Here is a 16,567-nt window from a genome sequence, read left to right on the forward strand (position 1 = left end):
AACCCAGCCAATAGGCTGGGTTTTTTGTTTTTCTATCTGTCGTTTTATGTCCGCGTTTTTATGTCAGAATGTGAACTCCAAGGAGGAGCGCTATGACACAAATGCAATGGGATCAGTTACTTTCCCCTCGACGCCTTCACGATAAACGAACAGATAGCACCCGGGAAATTGGGCGTAGCCCCTTTCATAAAGATCATGATCGCATTGTCTTTTCCGGCTCTTTCCGACGCTTGGGGCGTAAAACCCAAGTGCACCCTCTGACTGAAAACGATCACATCCACACGCTTTTAACCCACTCCCTTGAGGTTGGCTGTGTCGGCCGCTCTCTCGGAATGATTGTGGGCGAGCTGCTGCGTGACCGCCTCCCTGACTGGATTACCCCCGCTGATTTGGGCGTTATTGTGTAAACGGCGTGTCTGGGCCATGACAGCGGTAACCCGCCCTTTGGTCACGCCGGTGAGTACGCGATACGCGACTGGTTTCGCCGTGCCCAGGGCAGTGGCCTGCTGGATGGCCTATTAGAGGCTGAGCGCGAAGACCTGCTGACCTATGAAGGCAACGCTCAAGGCTTTCGCGTGATTACCCAGATTGAGTACAACCAGTTCAACGGTGGCATGCGCTTATCGGCGGCTACGCTTGGCACGCTGCTGAAATATCCCTGGACGGTACGCTATAGCGGCAGGGCGGGTAAGTTTGGCTGCTACCAGTCAGAGCAGGCGCTGTTAAAAGAGGTCGCGGATGCGGTTGGGGTACTTCCCCAAGGGGGGCAGCGCTGGTGCCGCCACCCGTTGGCTTGGCTTGTCGAAGCGGCAGATGATATTTGCTACGCCTTATTAGACCTGGAAGATGGCCTGGAGATGGTCATTCTGCGCTACGAGGAAGTGGTTGAGATTCTGCGTCAAATGGCCGGGGAGTTCCCACCGGAGTATGCCGAGATGCAGCGTAAAAATGTCTCGCAACGCCGCCGTATCGCCCTACTCAGAGGTGCTGCCATGGAGCGGGCCGTAAACGATGTTTGGGCATTATTTGTACAGCATGAGCAGGCGCTACTCAGCGGCACCCTCAGCGAAGATTTATTAGAGCTGTGTCACCCGGATTTAGGCTGGGGTGTGCAGTCTGCCAAGCAGCTGGCTCGTGAGCGTATTTTCCAGAATGAGCGCAAGGCGAAGCTGGAGATTGGTGCTTACACCACGCTGGGGATCCTGTTAGAAGCTTTCATCGGTGCGGCCCATGAGTTGCACCACACGGGGCAAAGCTCTTTCAAACACCAGCGGGTGCTGGCGTTAATTGGCGAGAATACACCGCTACCCTCGTGGACACTCTATGACAGCTACCGGCGGATGCTGGACTTCATTTGGCGGGATGACCGACCACTACGCAGTCGATCTTGCCCAAGAGATGGGCGGTCGCTTACGCGGCGACTGAGCGATCCATTAAACGGACGGCTGGCGGAGGGGCTTGAGCTCCATCAGCCGCGCCCGTTCCAGCAGAATATGGATGACTTTATCGTGAATGGCATCGCTCATCTGTCCTGGGGTTAATTAGGTAAGCTGGCGGGCAAGCTGCTCGCCGCTCACTACCAAGATATCTGACGCAGCTTCGCTTGTGTCGATTGCCCAACCGGGAAGCACTAACACCCCTTTCCCGGGTACGGGTACGCCGCAGCGCCGCTCTAACCATGGGGTAAGCCAGCTGACACCCTGAGGGGTTTTATGCAGCGGCCGCGGCTCCTGCCAGTGGGGGAAGCGTAGCCGCTCACTCTCTCCCGCCACACAGTTCAGCTCCTTGCCATCGGTGCCAATCGCCAGCGCCCTTGCCCGGGTTTCCACCACAAACACGGCAATGAGGCGTCACGACGACATGATCGATAGTGAAACTGTCGGTAGGTACATCGTGGAAAACATAATAAGGATGCGCTTCGGGGCGCACTAAGCGCTCCAGCTCCTGGCCCACCGCCAGCTCGCAGGCAAGTCCGAGTTTTAAACGGCGAATGCGCTGGTAGTCGCGTACTAGCAGTAATGAAAAGGCCAGTACCAGCAGCGTACTCAGCAAACCATACAGCGCCCACTCGACCCAATCCTGTTTATCCACAAACAGCATACGTCCCATGCCGTAGCCCAACGGCGCGAGACTGATTAATGGCCCGAGAGTGCCATTCAGAAATAGGCTAGAGAAGGCTTGATCCAAGCGGTGGCGAAGAGCTTGGCCAGGCTCGCGCAGCGGCGCGTCAAAGGGGGAGTGCACGCGGGCATCGTGAAGGCTACGCAAGGCTAATACAATGCCGCCCATCGCCGCCATGGGGAACAAAAAGATGAGCGGTAGCAGGTATTCCAACCAAACCATTGTCGTGCCTTGCCCTTTCGCCATGAGCTAGGAGTGTGCGTGGGACGCATCAACCGCCAGCTAATTTTACTTTATAACCCATTGAGGTTAAGGCATCGCGCAGTGTTTCGCGATGATCGCCTTGAATTTCAATCACGCCCTCTTTAACTGCACCACCCGTACCACAGCGCTGTTTAAGCGTTTTGGCCAGCGTCTTAAGTTCAGCGTGGGCCAGCGGTATACCGCTGATGGTAGTCACGCCTTTTCCTTTACGCCCGCTGGTTTCACGGCGGATGCGTACAATGCCATCTAACGTAGCAAGCCGTGCCTGCTCGCTGGTGTCTTCACAGCGGCATTCGTCAATAGGTGCCCGACAGTCGGGGCATGTTTTGCCATGCTCGGTAGAGTAAACAAGGCCACCGAGCTGATCACGTAATGAAGCCATACTATTTCTCTGTAGAGTGATGCGGCATGGTGGCCTGCCATCGCTCGTGGGTCAGTTGTTCAACAACGGCAGGCAGTTGATACATATTACTAATCATAATAGCGCCTTCCGGTGTTGCTTCGGCATCGGGGAAGCGATTCAAATGAATCACTGTCATGCCCGCTTGCAGTGCTGCTTGAACACCAACTAAGGCGTCATCAATCGCAATGCAGTCTTTTGCCGCAAACCCCATGATACTGGCTGCGTGAAGATGTAAACAGGGCTCTGGCTTCCAACAGTTAGCGGTGTAGCCACTAAATAGACGGTGAGCAAAGTAATGGCTAAGCCCCGTGGCATTGAGTGCGGTGCGAATCTTCGTTTCTGGCCCGTCGATACCACCGCGCTTGGATAGCGTGATAGGGCGTCAAGTGATTCCCGGGCACCGGGAATGGTGGTTAACTCGTTGGCTAACCGGTCTGCCAGATTGGCCCGCATGGTTTGTTCCATACGGTTTAACCGGTCCGCATCTACTTCACCGTAGCGGGTTTGAAGTTCTGCCACAATGCGTCGGAAGCGGGCACCACGAAACTCCCCTAGGTAATCGGAGGAGGCAAACGGTAGGCCCACCGTAGTGATGCCCCGGTCCATCTCTTCAGCAAGCAGGGGTTCGCTATCGACGAGGGTGCCATCACAATCAAACAGCAGAAGTGGAAGCGGCATGGAAGTTCCTTGCAGCGCTACAAGCGCTACTCGCGTTAATTTAAGCCGACTAGACTGCTATTGAACGAGATTTTTGGGACTTTGTGAACACTGTTTTATAATTTTTTACGGTTAGCTTGCCCCTAGATGCCATTTGCCTATGCCATCATTAAGTTAACTACCCGGTTTTTAAGGCAATCTATGTTAATCGCTAGGAGAAGCGCTATAGTAGTTAGGCGACGCCGCAATAACCATAAAATGGAGATGTATATGCGATTCAACCCTTGGTTACTCTCATTTGTATTTGGTACCGCGCTGATGGCCTCTGCGGCTAGCGTGTTGGCAGAACCTGAGACCAACGCCGATAGCGAGCAGCACCAAGCGCTGGATGATGCGGCGCTAGAAGAGAAGTACGGTATTAAGGCAGGTTCTGTTCAGCGCGATGAGCAGCCTTCCTCTGATATGTCGGCTTCGGAAGCGTCTAGTGCTGAAGAGGACACTGACACGGCCGAAGTCGATAGCAGCACTGAAGACACTGCAAATAACAGCACTGAGGCAGATAGCAGCAGCACTGAGGCAGAGAACACTGGCTCTGACACCGAGGGCAGCAGCGCTGAGACGGAGAGCACCAGTACTGATACAGAGAGCAACAGTACTAATGCCGATAGCGAAAATACCGAAGGTGGCACGGGTGGTACCGGCAGCGCTGAAGATGCGATTGAAAGCGGTGAAGATGAGCAGAGCAACGACGATAACGAGTAACCTACCGCCGTTAGCGGGAGAGGCGTCGTGAGTTGGCGCTACTGCGTCGATGATAGGGTTTCATCGCTTTCTGGCTGGTAATCCACCAGGGCGCGTACTGACCACGCATCGCGCTGAAAAACGCTTTTTGCATTACGAGGCCAGCTTCTATGCTGGCCTCAATTTTTTCGGTCACCATGCGCTGGTTTTCGCGCATCATAGACGGGCTAAAAAAGGGCTGTGTTTGCCATAGCTGTTGACGCATGGCGATCGTGGATAGCGACGAACTCCATAGTTCCATCCCCATCATTCCGACCTTCCACACATCAAACATGGCGGTGGGAGGAGTAAACAGGGGCATTTGGGACTGCTTCATAGTGAGGGCTGCCTGGTGAAGAAATGTGGGGTGGCGCTCTCTAGTAATAGCTTATTGGTGCTGCATTGCAACAAAAAAGGCGGCCCGAAGGCCGCCTTAGCGTTGCTAATTGCTTAGCTGCTTACTTAATCTTAGGAGCCAACTCGCCGCGCTCGTAGCGCTGGAACATCGCTTCCAGGCTAATCGGCTTGATTTTGCTCGCGTTGCCAGCAGTGCCAAAGGCTTCGTAGCGGGCAATACACAGGTCACGCATAGCGGTGACCGTTTCTTTTAAGAATTTGCGCGGATCAAACTCTGACGGATTCTCTGCCATAAAACGGCGCACAGCACCGGTGGACGCTAGGCGCAGATCGGTGTCGATGTTCACCTTGCCCACGCCGTGCTTGATGCCTTGGACGATTTCCTCAACCGGTCCGCCGTAGGTTCCCGGAATTTGACCGCCGTAACGGTTGATCACTTCCAGCCACTCCTGCGGCACCGAAGAGGAGCCGTGCATGACCAGATGGGTATCCGGGATGCGCGCGTGGATCTCTTTGATACGCTGAATGGAAAGCGTGTCGCCGGTCGGCGGCTTGGTGAATTTATACGCGCCGTGGCTGGTGCCAATGGCAATCGCCAGCGCGTCGACCTGAGTAGCCTTTACAAACGCAGCGGCTTCTTCGGGGTCGGTCAGCAGCTGTTCCATATCCAGCTTGCCTTCGGCACCAATGCCGTCCTCTTCACCAGCCATGCCGGTTTCCAGGCTACCCAGGCAGCCCAGCTCGCCTTCTACAGAGACGCCACAGGCGTGGGCCATTTCTACTGCGCGACGAGTGACGTCAACGTTGTAGTCGTAATCCATCGGCGTCTTGCCATCTTCACCCAGCGAGCCGTCCATCATGACGGAGGAGAAACCGAGCTGGATAGAGCGCTGGCATACCGCAGGGCTGGTGCCGTGATCCTGGTGCATCACTACCGGAATATGCGGAAACTCTTCCACTGCTGCCAAAATCAGGTGGCGCAGGAAGGGGGCACCCGGCGTATTTACGCGCGCCAGCGGAGGCCTGCACGATCACCGGAGAGTCGGTGGCATCGGCGGCTTCCATGATAGCCCGCATTTGTTCAAGGTTGTTGACGTTGAACGCGGGAATACCGTAGCCATATTCGGCGGCGTGGTCGAGCATCTGGCGCATGCTAATTAAAGCCATGGGGTCACCTTATAGGTTGTCAGTGTGAACGGGTGCAGTGAGCGTGCAAGTTCAATTATTACGTATTAGCCGCGCTTGGCCGCAGCTTCAAGTGCAGCAACAGCCGGTAGGCTGTTTGCCTTCAACGTACTCTAAAAACGCCCCGCCACCGGTGGAAATATAGGAAATACGGTCGGCAATGGCGTATTTATCAATCGCAGCGAGGGTGTCACCGCCACCGGCAATGGAAAATGCGCGGCTGTCAGCAATGGCATGGGAGAGCACCTCGGTGCCTTTGCCAAACTGATCAATCTCAAAAACGCCCACGGGGCCGTTCCACAAAATAGTGCCAGCATCTTTGAGCAGGCTGGCCAAGTGGGCAGCGGTGTCCGGGCCGATATCCAGAATCATCTCGTTATCAGCGACCTGGTCCACCGGTTTCACCACTGCTTCTGCGGATTCAGAGAACTCCGTTGCCACAACAACGTCAGTGGGCAGCGGAATAGAGACTTTCTCCATTAGCGCTTTGGCTTGACTGATCAGGTCGGCTTCGTAGAGCGATTTGCCCACATTATAGCCTGCCGCCGCGATAAAGGTGTTGGCGATCCCGCCGCCGACGATAAGCTGGTCGCACTTATCAGAGAGTGCGGTCAGCACGTCGAGCTTCGTGGAGACTTTGGCGCCGCCCACAATAGCCGCCATCGGGCGCGCCGGGTTCGCTAAGGCTTTCTCCAGTGCGTCTAGCTCTTGAGCCAGCAGCGGGCCTGCACAGGCGGTGGGCGCAAAGCGGGCCACGCCGTGGGTAGAAGCTTGAGCGCGGTGGGCGGTGCCGAAGGCGTCCATCACGAAGATATCGCACAGCGCGGCGTACTGCTTGGCCAGCTGTTCGTCGTCTTTCTTCTCGCCGTTGTTAAAACGCACGTTCTCAAGCAGCACCACGTCGCCGTTGCTGAGCGTGGGCGCGGTGTCGAGGTAGTCGTCGACCAGTTTGACGGGGCTACCCAGCAGCTCGCCAAGGTGCTTGGCCACGGGAGCTAAGGAGAACTCGTCGGCAGGCTCGCCTTCCGTGGGGCGGCCCAGATGGCTCATGAGCATCACTTTGGCACCCGCTTTGGCCGCTGCTTGAATGGTCGGCAGTGCGGCGCGAAGGCGGGCATCGCTGGAAACACGGCCGTTTTTGATCGGCACGTTCAGGTCTTCACGAATCAGCACACGCTGCCCTTCCAGGGGCAGGTCGGTCATTTTTTGCACGTTCATGTGAGCGGTTTCCTGTGTTCAAGCGAATGTAAGAGCGCTAGGTGATGCTACCCATCAATTAGCGAAACGTTGCCAAGCGCTGGCTGATATCCAGCATGCGGTTGGCAAAGCCCCACTCGTTATCAAACCAGCACAGCAGCTTGATCAAGCGTGTGCCAGCCACCCGGGTTTGGGTGGCGTCTAGAATGCCAGAGCGGGGGTCATGATTAAAATCGATCGATGCCATGGGGGCTTCGGTATAGCCTAGCACCCCTTGCAAGCGCTGCTGGCTGGCGCTGTGTAGCAGCGCGTTCACCTGGGCGGCGCTGGTATCGCGGCGTACGGTCAGCGCGGCATCCATGGCCGAGACGTTGATGGTGGGTACCCGCACGTGCAGGCACTCAAAACGCCCGGCCAGGCTCGGCATCAGACGGCTGATACCCACTGCCAAGCCGGTATCCACCGGCACGATCGACTGCATGGCAGAGCGAGTTAGGCGCAGGTCGGTTTGATGATACGCATCGATCACCGGCTGGTCGTTCATCGCCGAGTGAATCGTGGTGGTGACGCCGTGCTCCAGACCCAATGCTTCATCCAGCACGGTAAGCAGCGCACTAAACAGTTGGTGGTGCAGGACGCCGCAGAGAAGAATGCGCTGCGTGGGGGCAAGCTCATGCTCGTTGATGCCCCACACGATGGTAGCATCCACATCGTTTTCAGCGGGCTGGGAGAACAGCAGCCGCTTGGCCCCAGCCGTTAAAGTGCTGCTCGGCGGTGGCGCGATCCTTAAAGCTACCCGAGCACTCCAACACTAGGTCGATATCCAACTCACCCCAGGGCAGCGCTTGCGGGTCGCGTTCGCACAGCACGTGGATGCGCTGGCCGTTGACGAGCAAGGCGCTGCCATCGTTGTCCACCTCACCTGGGAAGCGTCCGTGGGTGGTGTCGTAACGGGTGAGATACGTGATGGTGGCGAGGTCAGAAAGCTCATTAATCGCCACCACCTCAAGTTCTGGGTGTTGGCGTTCCACCAGTGCCCTCAGCACGCACTGGCCAATGCGCCCATAACCATTGATAGCAATGCGATATTTAGTGGAAGCGTTCGCCATGTTGCGATGCGGCTCTTAGAAAAAGTGGCCCGATGATAGCGTATTTCACCGGGGGTTGCTTACCCAGCCCCGATGCCCACTAGCCGCCACGCCAGCGGCAGCAGCAGCGCGGTAAAAATACCGGTTAGGCTCATTCCGAGCGAGGCAAACGCCCCGGCGGTAGGGCTAATATCAAACGCTCGCACTGTACCAATGGCGTGCCCATTGAGCCCCAGCGCAAAACCGATGATCCGCTAATCGTTGATACGTAGCAGCCGATCCGCCAAGCTAACAAAGGGGATGGTCAGCACGCCGGTCACTAGCAGCGAGCCCATTAATAGCGCAACGTTGCCGCCGAGCTGTTCGGTGATGCCGATGGCAATAGGCGCGGTCACCGACTTGGCCGCAATGGAGGCCAAAATGTCTGGGCTCGCTCCCAACAGCCACGCAATGCCCAAGGCATAGCAAGCCGCAAAAGCAGCAGCAATAGGCAGGCAGGCGGCTAGCGGTCGCCAGAGTTCACGGATGCGCGGCAGTTGCTGGTAAAGCGGCATACCCAGCGCCACCGTAGCGGGGCCTAACAGCACGGTTAGCCACGTAGCGCCCTGCTGGTAGGTGGCGTAAGGCAGCCCCAACAGCGCTAGTATTGCGGCCAAAAGGAGTGCCGCGATCAAAATAGCGGGCAGCCAGGAGGGCTTACCCAGCCGTATAAAAACTGCGCTGCCCACCAAATAAGCGGCCAGCGTTAGTCCAACGGCCAGTAAAGGCGTTGCGGTTAAGGCGGGCAGCAGGTTAGTCAGCATGGCTGCGTCCCATCAAACGCGTTAGTAACCATAGCGTGGTGAACACGCTGAGCAGCGTGCCGAGTAGCAGGGCGGCCACAATGGCCAGCCATTGGCCTGCCAGCTCATCCAGAATAAAGAATACACCCACCACGCCCGGCATAATCAGCATAGCCAGGAGTGCAATCAGCGGTTGGGCAGCGGCAGCAAGGCTGGAGGGCACCCTGCCGATCATAGCGAGGGTGGCGCACAGCAGCAGCATGCCCACCACCCCAGAAGAGATGGGTAAACCGGAGAAGTGAATGACCACTTCTCCGATCAACCAGTAGCTAATTAGCCATAGCAGACCGTTTAGTGCGGGCATCGCGATGCCCGCACTGCGTGACCCGTGAGCGGGGGATTAACCCAGCAGCTCATTGGCTTGTTTAACAATGTTCTCGACGGTAAAGCCGAAGTGCTTGAACAGCTCGCCAGCCGGGGCCGACTCGCCAAAGGTGGTCATGCCAATCACGCGGCCATCGAGACCAACGTATTTGTACCAGTAGTCGGCATGCCCAGCTTCGATGGCAATACGCTTGGTCACGGCTTTGGGCAGCACGCTTTCACGGTAGTCAGCGTCTTGGCCGTTAAAGCGGTATGCCGAAGGCATGGAAACCACGCGTACGGCTTTACCCTGCTGCTCCAGCTCGGCCGCGGCGTCCATCGCCAGGGAGACTTCGGAGCCCGTGGCAATCAGGATCAGCTCTGGGGTGCCTTCGCTATCTTTCAGCACATAGCCACCGCGCTGGATAGACGCGAGCTGGGCCTTGGTACGCTGCTGGTGCGGCAGGTTCTGGCGCGAGAGTACCAGCGCCGGCGGGCCAGAGTGGCGCTTAATCGCGGCATCCCCGGAAGCGGCGGTCTCCACGGCGTCACAGGGGCGCCAAGTGTTCAGGTTCGGCGTGGTGCGCAGGCTAGTGAGCTGCTCAATCGGCTGGTGCGTCGGGCCATCTTCGCCCAGGCCAATAGAGTCGTGGGTAAACACGTAGATAGCCTGCTGACCCCTCAGCGCCGCCATACGCACGGCGTTGCGCATGTACTCCATAAAGATCAGGAAGGTCGCGCCGTACGGCACGAATCCGCCGTGCAGAGCGATACCGTTCATCACCGCGCCCATGCCGAATTCACGCACACCGTAGTGCAGGTAGTTGCCGCGGGCATCGTCGGGGGTGATCGCTTTCGCGCCTTTCCAGAATGTCCGGTTAGACGGCGCTAAGTCAGCGCTGCCGCCGAGCAGTTCTGGCATTTGCGGGCCAATCACGTTCAGCGCTTCAAACGACGCTTTACGCGAGGCAATGCGTTCGGCTTTCTCTTGGGCCTGCTGGATCAGCGCTTCAGTCGCCAACTCCGTGGGCAGCTGCGCTTTCATGCGGCGCTTGAATTCACGCGCTTCTTCCGGGAAGGCTTCGGTGTAGCGAGCGAAGCGGCCTTCCCACTCTTGCTGGCGCGTTTTACCGGCGTCGCGGGCATCCCAGGCGGAGTAAATCGGTTCGGGGATATGGAAAGGCGCGTGCTCCCAGCCCAACTGCTTACGTGCCAGAGCCACTTCGTCGTCACCCAGCGGTGCGCCGTGAGCTTCTTCTTTGCCCTGCTTGTTGGGGGCACCAAAACCGATAATGGTTTTGCAGATGATCAGGCTTGGCTTGTCGTCATGGCTCTTCGCCAGCTCAATGGCCGCCTTGATCTCTTCAGGCTTATGGCCGTCGACGTTCGGTACCACGTGCCAGCCGTAGGGCTCAAAGCGCTTGGCCGTAGCGTCGGTGAACCAGCCTTCGACTTCGCCATCGATAGAGATGCCGTTGTCGTCGTAAAGGGCAATCAGTTTGCCCAACTGCTGAGTGCCCGCCAGGGACGCCGCTTCGTGGGAGATACCCTCCATCAAGCAGCCATCGCCCAAGAAACACCAAGTGTGGTGGTCAACGATGGTGTGGCCTGGGCGATTGAACTGCGCGGCCAGGGTTTTCTCGGCAATCGCGAAACCCACCGCGTTGGCAAAGCCTTGGCCCAGCGGGCCGGTGGTGGTTTCGATGCCGGGAGCGTAGCCAAACTCCGGGGGGCCAGCGGTGGGCGAGTGCAGCTGGCGGAAGTTTTGCAGCTGTTCCAGGCTCAGCTCATAGCCGCTTAGGTGTAAAAGCGAGTAGAGCAGCATGGAGCCGTGACCATTCGACAGCACGAACCGATCACGATCAGCCCACTTGGGGTCTTCGGGGTTGTGCTTGAGGTAGTCATTCCACAGCACCTCGGTAATATCAGCCATACAATGGGGGCGCCAGGGTGGCCGGATTTGGCCTTCTGAACAGCATCCATGGAAAGGGCGCGAATGGCATTGGCCAGCTCAAAACGGGACGGCATGGGGGTGCTCCTCGCCTGAAAACGGAAAGAATAAAGGCGCTATTGTCGCTGACTTCCCCGGCGGCGGCAAATTCTCAGGGGCACGTTGTGGGAAGAACTTGCAACAGCGTGTAGACTCTGGCTCCCGAAGTGGAGGTGAAAGTGATGGTGCCGCTTCTTTATACGGACAGGGAGCTTCCTGCCATGATTTCCTGCTGATGCTGCGGTCATAACAGAGCAGCCGTCATACAGAGGGTCGAGTGCGCGATGAGCGAATATTCCCTGTTTACCTCCGAGTCCGTTTCCGAAGGCCATCCCGATAAGATTGCCGACCAGATTTCAGACGCGGTGTTAGATGCCATTATCGCCCGGGATAAACAGGCCCGCGTTGCCTGTGAAACGATGGTGAAGACGGGCGTTGCCATTATTGCCGGTGAGATCACCACCTCCGCGTGGGTGGATCTAGAGACGCTGGTGCGTGATGTGATTACCGATATCGGCAACACCTCTTCTCAGGGGGGCTTCGACGGTGCGACGTGCGGCGTCATCAACCTGATTGGCAAGCAGAGTGTCGATATTGCTCAGGGCGTTGATCGTACCAAGCCGGAAGACCAAGGCGCGGGCGCCCAGGGGCCTGATGTTTGTCTATGCCACGAACGAAACCGATTCGTTCATGCCTGCGCCGATCCACTACTCGCACCGTTTGGTCGAGCGTCAGGCGGAGCTGCGTAAAAACGGCCTGCTGCCGTGGCTGCGTCCGGATGCCAAGAGCCAGGTCACTTTCCGCTATAACGCTGAAGGCCAACCGTGTGGCGTGGATGCGATTGTCCTCTCCACTCCGCACGACCCGGAAATCGATCAAGAAGACCTGCGCAAAATGATTAAGCGTGAAGTCATTGAGCAGGTGATTCCCGCTGAGTGGTTGGATGCCAACACCCAAACCACATCAACCCGACCGGCAAGTTCGTGATTGGCGGCCCGGTGGGCGACTGTGGCCTGACCGGTCGTAAGATCATCGTCGATACCTACGGCGGCATGGCGCGCCACGGTGGCGGCGCGTTCTCGGGCAAAGATCCGTGGAAAGTAGACCGCAGCGCCGCGTACGCTGGCCGCTATGTGGCGAAAAACGTCGTAGCAGCGGGCCTGGCGGACAAGTGCGAGATTCAGGTCTCCTACGCCATTGGCGTGGCCGAGCCGACCTCCGTGTCTATCGACACTTTCGGTACTGGCAAAATCGACGACGCTAAAATTGTTGATCTGGTGCGCGAGCACTTCGATCTGCGCCCTTACACGATCACCAAGATGCTGGATCTACTGCACCCGATGTACCGTCTGACGGCGGCTTATGGCCACTTTGGCCGCGAGCCGTTTGAGCACAGCTACAGCTGGGTAGACGACAAAGGCGAAACGCACACCGAGACGTTTACAGCCTTCCCGTGGGAAAAACCTGACAAAGCAGACGCGCTGCGTCAGGCCGCTGGCCTATAAGCTTCCCGCAAGCGCAATGAGCGCCATGGGTTAGCGAAAAGCGCCCTCTGGTTAACGCCAGGGGGCGCTTTTTTATGTGCCGAACGCAGCTCTGAGAGTGGTCATATACGCATTGCATCTCTGCCAGTTTCATATAAGTTAACTTTAATAAGGGCTGAAAAATCTCCCGTTCACCACGTGAGGATGCGTATGCCGGGTTGGCGAATCACCGGAATGGCGGGCCTAGCGGCAGCCGGTTAATGAGTGTCACTTTTTTCGCACAGGCAGACATGTGCCCCGACTGGCCCGCCGAGCGGCTGGCGCTGGAAACCCAGGCGCTAGCTGAACATATCGAAGTGTGGGACCGCGCTTACCATGATGACGGCGAATCGCTGATTGCTGATGAGCTGTACGATCAGGCGCTGGCACGATTGGAAAACTGGCAAGCTTGCTTGGATTCCCCGACTCCCCACCAGCCGCTTACCCGAGTGACCAGCAGCGACGGTACCCGCACGCATCCGGCCGCTCAAACCGGACTCACTAAAGCCGATGAAGAAGGTATTCGACGCTTTGCTAGCCGCCGCGAAGACCTATGGATTCAACCCAAGGTGGATGGCGTGGCGGTGACGCTGCGTTATCAGAATGGGGAGCTCGTCGAGGCTGTTAGCCGTGGAGACGGCGAGCGGGGGCAGGATTGGACGGTGCGGGTTCAGCAACTGCCCGGTGTGCCCGTAACGCTTCCTGAGCCCGTCTCTGCGGTGCTGCAGGGCGAGCTTTACTGGCGGTTTGGAGAACCACGTGCAGGCACGCCAGCCAGATTCGGGTGCCCGAAGTGCCGTGGCCGGTGCCATGGCGCAGCGCGACCCAAGCCAAGAGACGCTGAATCGCATCGGATTATTCGTATGGGATTGGCCGGATGGCCCGACGCAGATGACCGGACGGCTGGCACAACTGACGGCGCTGGGTTTCGATACGGCCGATTACACCCACTCGATCAGCGGCCAGGAGGCGGCCGCCGAGTGGCGCGAACGGTGGTTTAACGGCCCGCTGCCGTTTGCCACCGACGGCGTGGTGTTAAAACAGGCTGATCGCCCTGGCGTGCGCAGCTGGTCGTCATCGCCCCCTTAGTGGGCGGTGGCCTGGAAGTATCCGTCTCAGCAGGCGCTAGCTCAGGTGCGCGGGGTCGAGTTTCGGGTGGGGCGCACCGGGCGCGTAACGCCGCTGCTATGGCTCTACCCAGTAACTCTGGAAGGGCGGCGCATCAGCCGCGTGTCGCTGGGTTCATTGGAGCGCTGGCAGGCGTCGGACGTGCGCCCAGGTGACCACGTGGCGGTGACGCTGGCGGGCTTGACGATTCCTCAGGTAGACAGCGTGGTGTGGCAAACGCGTGAAAGAGCCGCCCTAAGCGCCCCACCGCCCGAGCGCTACCATCTGTTGAGCTGCTTTACGCTAACGCCCGAGCGAACATCAGAATGCAGCGCCCAACTGCTGGCCCGCTTAACCTATCTCAGCGAGCAGCTGGGCATGCGAGGGATTGGCGAAGGCACTTGGCAGGCGCTGATGGAGGCCGGTGTGGTCACTGAACTATTGGGTTGGTTGGCCCTAACGCCAGAGCAGCTACAGCAAGCCCACGGTATTGGCGCGACCACCGCCGCAGCGTTGATGGCACAGTTCGACACGGCGCGCCAAGCGCCCTATGCGACATGGCTAACGGCGCTGGGGATGCCGCCAGGAGGCGATGCCCGGCTAGGCGATTGGTACACCCTCGCGGGTTACTCTCGAACCGATTGGCAAGTCGTGCCCGGCGTTGGCCCGGTACGCGGCGAAGCGCTCGTTGCCTTCTTCAGCCACCCAGTTGTTCAGCGCATGGCCCGCCAGCTGCAGCAAGCGGGCGTCGATGGGTTTTAAGCGAGACCGGTGAGCCGCAGCATCAGCCCCAGATAGAGCGGGATCAACAGCGGTGCCAGCAGTGTGGTGGTCAGTACCGCTAAAGCACCTTTCTGCGGCTGAATGCCCAACTCCATAGCTACAACGACGACGTTCGAGGCCAAGGGCACCACGCCTAATAGCAGCAGTGCCATCGCCAGCTCCGGTGCGAGTGGCGTGAACTGCTGGAGCACCAGCACCGCTCCCAGCATCACCAGCGGCCAGAGCAAATAGCGCAGGCCCACGCAGGTCGCCACTAAGCGCGTATCCCACGCGGCGAGGGGGACCTGGCTTAACGTCATGCCAATGATCATCATGCCCAGCAGGGTATAGGTGGCGGGAAAGACCGCTAATGAACTCATCAGTGATTCCGGCAGCGTGGCGTTGAGCGCGTGTAGCAGCAGCGCTAAGAGAAACGCATAGACCAGCGGCAGACGAATAATTTTGGCCAAGCTCTGGCGTACCGAGAAGTGGCCACGGGCGCTCAAATAAAACCCCACCGCGAACTCATACAGGTTAATGCCCAGCATACAGAAGAGATACAGCGTCACCCCTTCCGGCGGCAGCAGAATTAGTGCGACGGGCAGCCCAAAGTAGCCGGTATTACCGGGGCCAGAAGAGAACGCCAACAGCGCGCCTTCCTGCGGGCCAAAGCGGTGCTGGGTGGCCCAGCGAGCGGCCAGGGCCATGGCGCTGACCAACAGAAACATTGCCAGGGTGAGCACCAAATACTCTGAGGTGGGGCCGCCATTCATCAGCGCGCGAAAAATTGTCAGCGGCGCAATTAGGTACACCAGCAGCGTGGCGATCGGGCGCGGGTCTATTTTCAACCGTTGGGCGGCAATAAAGCCGAGCCCCACATACCCTAACAGCATAAGCAGCGGGCCCATTAAAGCGCTGGGTGCTAAGTCCATTTCTCCTCCTTGATAGACGCGGTAGCGCCAACATGAGCCGAATTGAAGGTCGACCGTGGAATCTTTCATTAGCCGCTGCGCGGCGAAGCAGCGAGAATACCTCAAATAATGATCACGTTACCGCACTGCGAGGACAAACCATGAGCAGCCAAGAGCATCCGTTAGGTATTAGCTTTGAATTCTTTCCGCCCAACACCGATGCAGGTCGGGAGAAGCTAATTCACGTGCGTGATGAGCTGGCCGCTCGTAAACCGCGTTTCTTCTCGGTCACCTACGGCGCGGGTGGCTCCACCCAGGCGCGCACTCGGGATATCGTGCGCACCGTTAGCCAAAGTGGCATCACCACGGCGCCGCACCTCTCCTGCATCGGCAGCGAAAAGGCCCAGCTGCGCGATTTACTGGCGCAGTACCGGGAAGAGGGCGTCGATAGCCTAGTGGCCCTGCGCGGTGACATGCCCTCCGGGATGGCCAGTATCGGCGAGCTGCGCTACGCCAATGAATTGGTAGAGTTCATTCGCAATGAGACAGGCGACCACTTCGACATCGCGGTAGCGGCGTATCCGGAATCTCATCCACAGGCCCCCAGCCTCGATAAGGATGTGGAAAACTTTGCCCGAAAGATGAATGCGGGTGCCAACATGGCGATTACCCAGTACTTCTTTACCGCCGATGCCTATTTCCATTTCGTCGATAAAGCGCGGGCGCTGGGCGTCGAGCAGCCGATTATTCCCGGCATTATGCCGATTACCAACTACACCAAGCTGGCGCGGTTTTCCGATGCCTGCGGCGCGGAAATTCCCCGCTGGATTCGCAAGCAGCTAGAAGCCTACGGCGATGACAGCGACGCCATTGCGGCCTTCGGTACCGATGTAGTGACTCGCCTGTGTGAACGCCTGCTGGATGGCGGCGCGCCTGGGCCTGCACTTCTACACGCTGAATCAGGCAGCCCCGGTCTTGAAGGTGGTGGATAACCTGAGCTAACGCTTTTGCCTGCTGATCATACCGGCCTGCATCTTCGATGCAGGCCGGTTTTTTTATGGTGCGCCAGGCATGGCG

7 protein-coding genes and 10 pseudogenes are annotated in these 16,567 nt (G+C 58.2%); 6 read left to right on the forward strand and 11 right to left on the reverse strand.

All coding sequences use genetic code 11. The annotated features are described in order from the left end of the window. The first annotated feature begins 92 nt into the window (after window positions 1-92). Window positions 93-1,425, forward strand: a pseudogene (locus B4967_RS03910) (deoxyguanosinetriphosphate triphosphohydrolase). 8 nt (window positions 1,426-1,433) lie between these two features. Here B4967_RS03910 and B4967_RS03915 read toward each other — a convergent pair. From B4967_RS03915 to B4967_RS03925, 3 genes and pseudogenes are all read right to left on the reverse strand, one after another. Further along, window positions 1,434-2,343, reverse strand: a pseudogene (locus B4967_RS03915) (nuclease-related domain-containing protein). Between the two features lie 49 nt (window positions 2,344-2,392). Further along, entirely contained in the window at window positions 2,393-2,767 is a 375-nt protein-coding gene (locus tag B4967_RS03920) for a translation initiation factor Sui1 (RefSeq protein ID WP_083023719.1), read from the reverse strand. Window position 2,768: 1 nt separating this feature from the next. Next, window positions 2,769-3,466, reverse strand: a pseudogene (locus B4967_RS03925) (HAD family hydrolase). Between the two features lie 249 nt (window positions 3,467-3,715). On the opposite strand from B4967_RS03925, the gene B4967_RS03930 reads away from it, so the two are divergent. Then, a complete protein-coding gene (locus B4967_RS03930; RefSeq protein ID WP_083023720.1) occupies window positions 3,716-4,207 on the forward strand; it encodes a hypothetical protein in 492 nt (163 codons plus the stop codon). A gap of 10 nt (window positions 4,208-4,217) precedes the next feature. Here B4967_RS03930 and B4967_RS03935 read toward each other — a convergent pair whose 3' ends face one another. The 7 genes and pseudogenes from B4967_RS03935 to tkt all read right to left on the reverse strand — a co-directional run bounded on the left by B4967_RS03935 (window position 4,218) and on the right by tkt (window position 11,225). Then, window positions 4,218-4,547: a hypothetical protein gene (locus B4967_RS03935; RefSeq protein ID WP_243470312.1), complete on the reverse strand. Its 330-nt coding sequence runs from the start codon at window positions 4,545-4,547 to the stop codon at window positions 4,218-4,220. 136 nt (window positions 4,548-4,683) lie between these two features. Beyond that, window positions 4,684-5,749, reverse strand: a pseudogene (gene fba, locus B4967_RS03940) (class II fructose-bisphosphate aldolase). A 65-nt stretch (window positions 5,750-5,814) separates the two neighbouring features. Further along, window positions 5,815-6,985 (reverse strand): annotated as a pseudogene (locus B4967_RS03945) (phosphoglycerate kinase). A gap of 58 nt (window positions 6,986-7,043) precedes the next feature. Next, a pseudogene (locus B4967_RS03950) lies at window positions 7,044-8,073 on the reverse strand (type I glyceraldehyde-3-phosphate dehydrogenase). 59 nt (window positions 8,074-8,132) lie between these two features. Next, a pseudogene (locus tag B4967_RS03955) lies at window positions 8,133-8,855 on the reverse strand (LrgB family protein). Beyond that, the gene (locus tag B4967_RS03960) at window positions 8,845-9,198 is read right to left on the reverse strand and encodes a CidA/LrgA family protein (protein ID WP_083023722.1); all 354 of its coding nucleotides are present in this window, start codon (window positions 9,196-9,198) and stop codon (window positions 8,845-8,847) included. Before B4967_RS03960 ends, B4967_RS03955 begins: the two are co-directional and overlap by 11 nt. A 36-nt stretch (window positions 9,199-9,234) precedes the next feature. Continuing rightward, window positions 9,235-11,225: pseudogene (gene tkt / locus B4967_RS03965) on the reverse strand (transketolase). A 246-nt stretch (window positions 11,226-11,471) separates the two neighbouring features. On the opposite strand from tkt, the pseudogene metK reads away from it, so the two are divergent. From metK to B4967_RS18725, 3 genes and pseudogenes are all read left to right on the forward strand, one after another. Continuing rightward, window positions 11,472-12,692: pseudogene (metK, locus tag B4967_RS03970) on the forward strand (methionine adenosyltransferase). Between the two features lie 239 nt (window positions 12,693-12,931). After that, window positions 12,932-13,711, forward strand: a complete 780-nt coding sequence (locus B4967_RS18720) for a hypothetical protein (protein WP_243470313.1) — start codon at window positions 12,932-12,934, stop codon at window positions 13,709-13,711. 94 nt (window positions 13,712-13,805) lie between these two features. Beyond that, entirely contained in the window at window positions 13,806-14,579 is a 774-nt protein-coding gene (locus B4967_RS18725) for a helix-hairpin-helix domain-containing protein (RefSeq protein ID WP_243470314.1), read from the forward strand. On the opposite strand, the gene B4967_RS03980 is transcribed toward B4967_RS18725, so the two are convergent. Further along, complete coding sequence (locus B4967_RS03980; RefSeq protein ID WP_083023723.1) at window positions 14,576-15,511, reverse strand: AEC family transporter; 936 nt, start codon at window positions 15,509-15,511, stop codon at window positions 14,576-14,578. The genes B4967_RS18725 and B4967_RS03980 overlap by 4 nt on opposite strands. Before the next feature lie 140 nt (window positions 15,512-15,651). On the opposite strand from B4967_RS03980, the pseudogene metF reads away from it, so the two are divergent. Then, a pseudogene (metF, locus tag B4967_RS03985) lies at window positions 15,652-16,492 on the forward strand (methylenetetrahydrofolate reductase [NAD(P)H]). The last annotated feature ends 75 nt before the right edge of the window (window positions 16,493-16,567 follow it).

This window comes from Vreelandella lionensis (assembly GCF_002087295.1).
GTDB lineage: Bacteria > Pseudomonadota > Gammaproteobacteria > Pseudomonadales > Halomonadaceae > Vreelandella > Vreelandella lionensis.

What these genes read in the sequence shown, in the direction of transcription:
- B4967_RS03930 (WP_083023720.1), top strand. Translation starts at nt 3,716, where the DNA reads ATGCGATTCAACCCTTGGTTACTCTCATTTGTATTTGGTACCGCGCTG.
- B4967_RS03935 (WP_243470312.1), bottom strand. Translation starts at nt 4,547, where the DNA reads ATGCCCCTGTTTACTCCTCCCACCGCCATGTTTGATGTGTGGAAGGTC.
- B4967_RS03980 (WP_083023723.1), bottom strand. Translation starts at nt 15,511, where the DNA reads ATGGACTTAGCACCCAGCGCTTTAATGGGCCCGCTGCTTATGCTGTTA.
- B4967_RS03960 (WP_083023722.1), bottom strand. Translation starts at nt 9,198, where the DNA reads ATGCCCGCACTAAACGGTCTGCTATGGCTAATTAGCTACTGGTTGATC.
- B4967_RS03920 (WP_083023719.1), bottom strand. Translation starts at nt 2,767, where the DNA reads ATGGCTTCATTACGTGATCAGCTCGGTGGCCTTGTTTACTCTACCGAG.
- B4967_RS18720 (WP_243470313.1), top strand. Translation starts at nt 12,932, where the DNA reads ATGAGTGTCACTTTTTTCGCACAGGCAGACATGTGCCCCGACTGGCCC.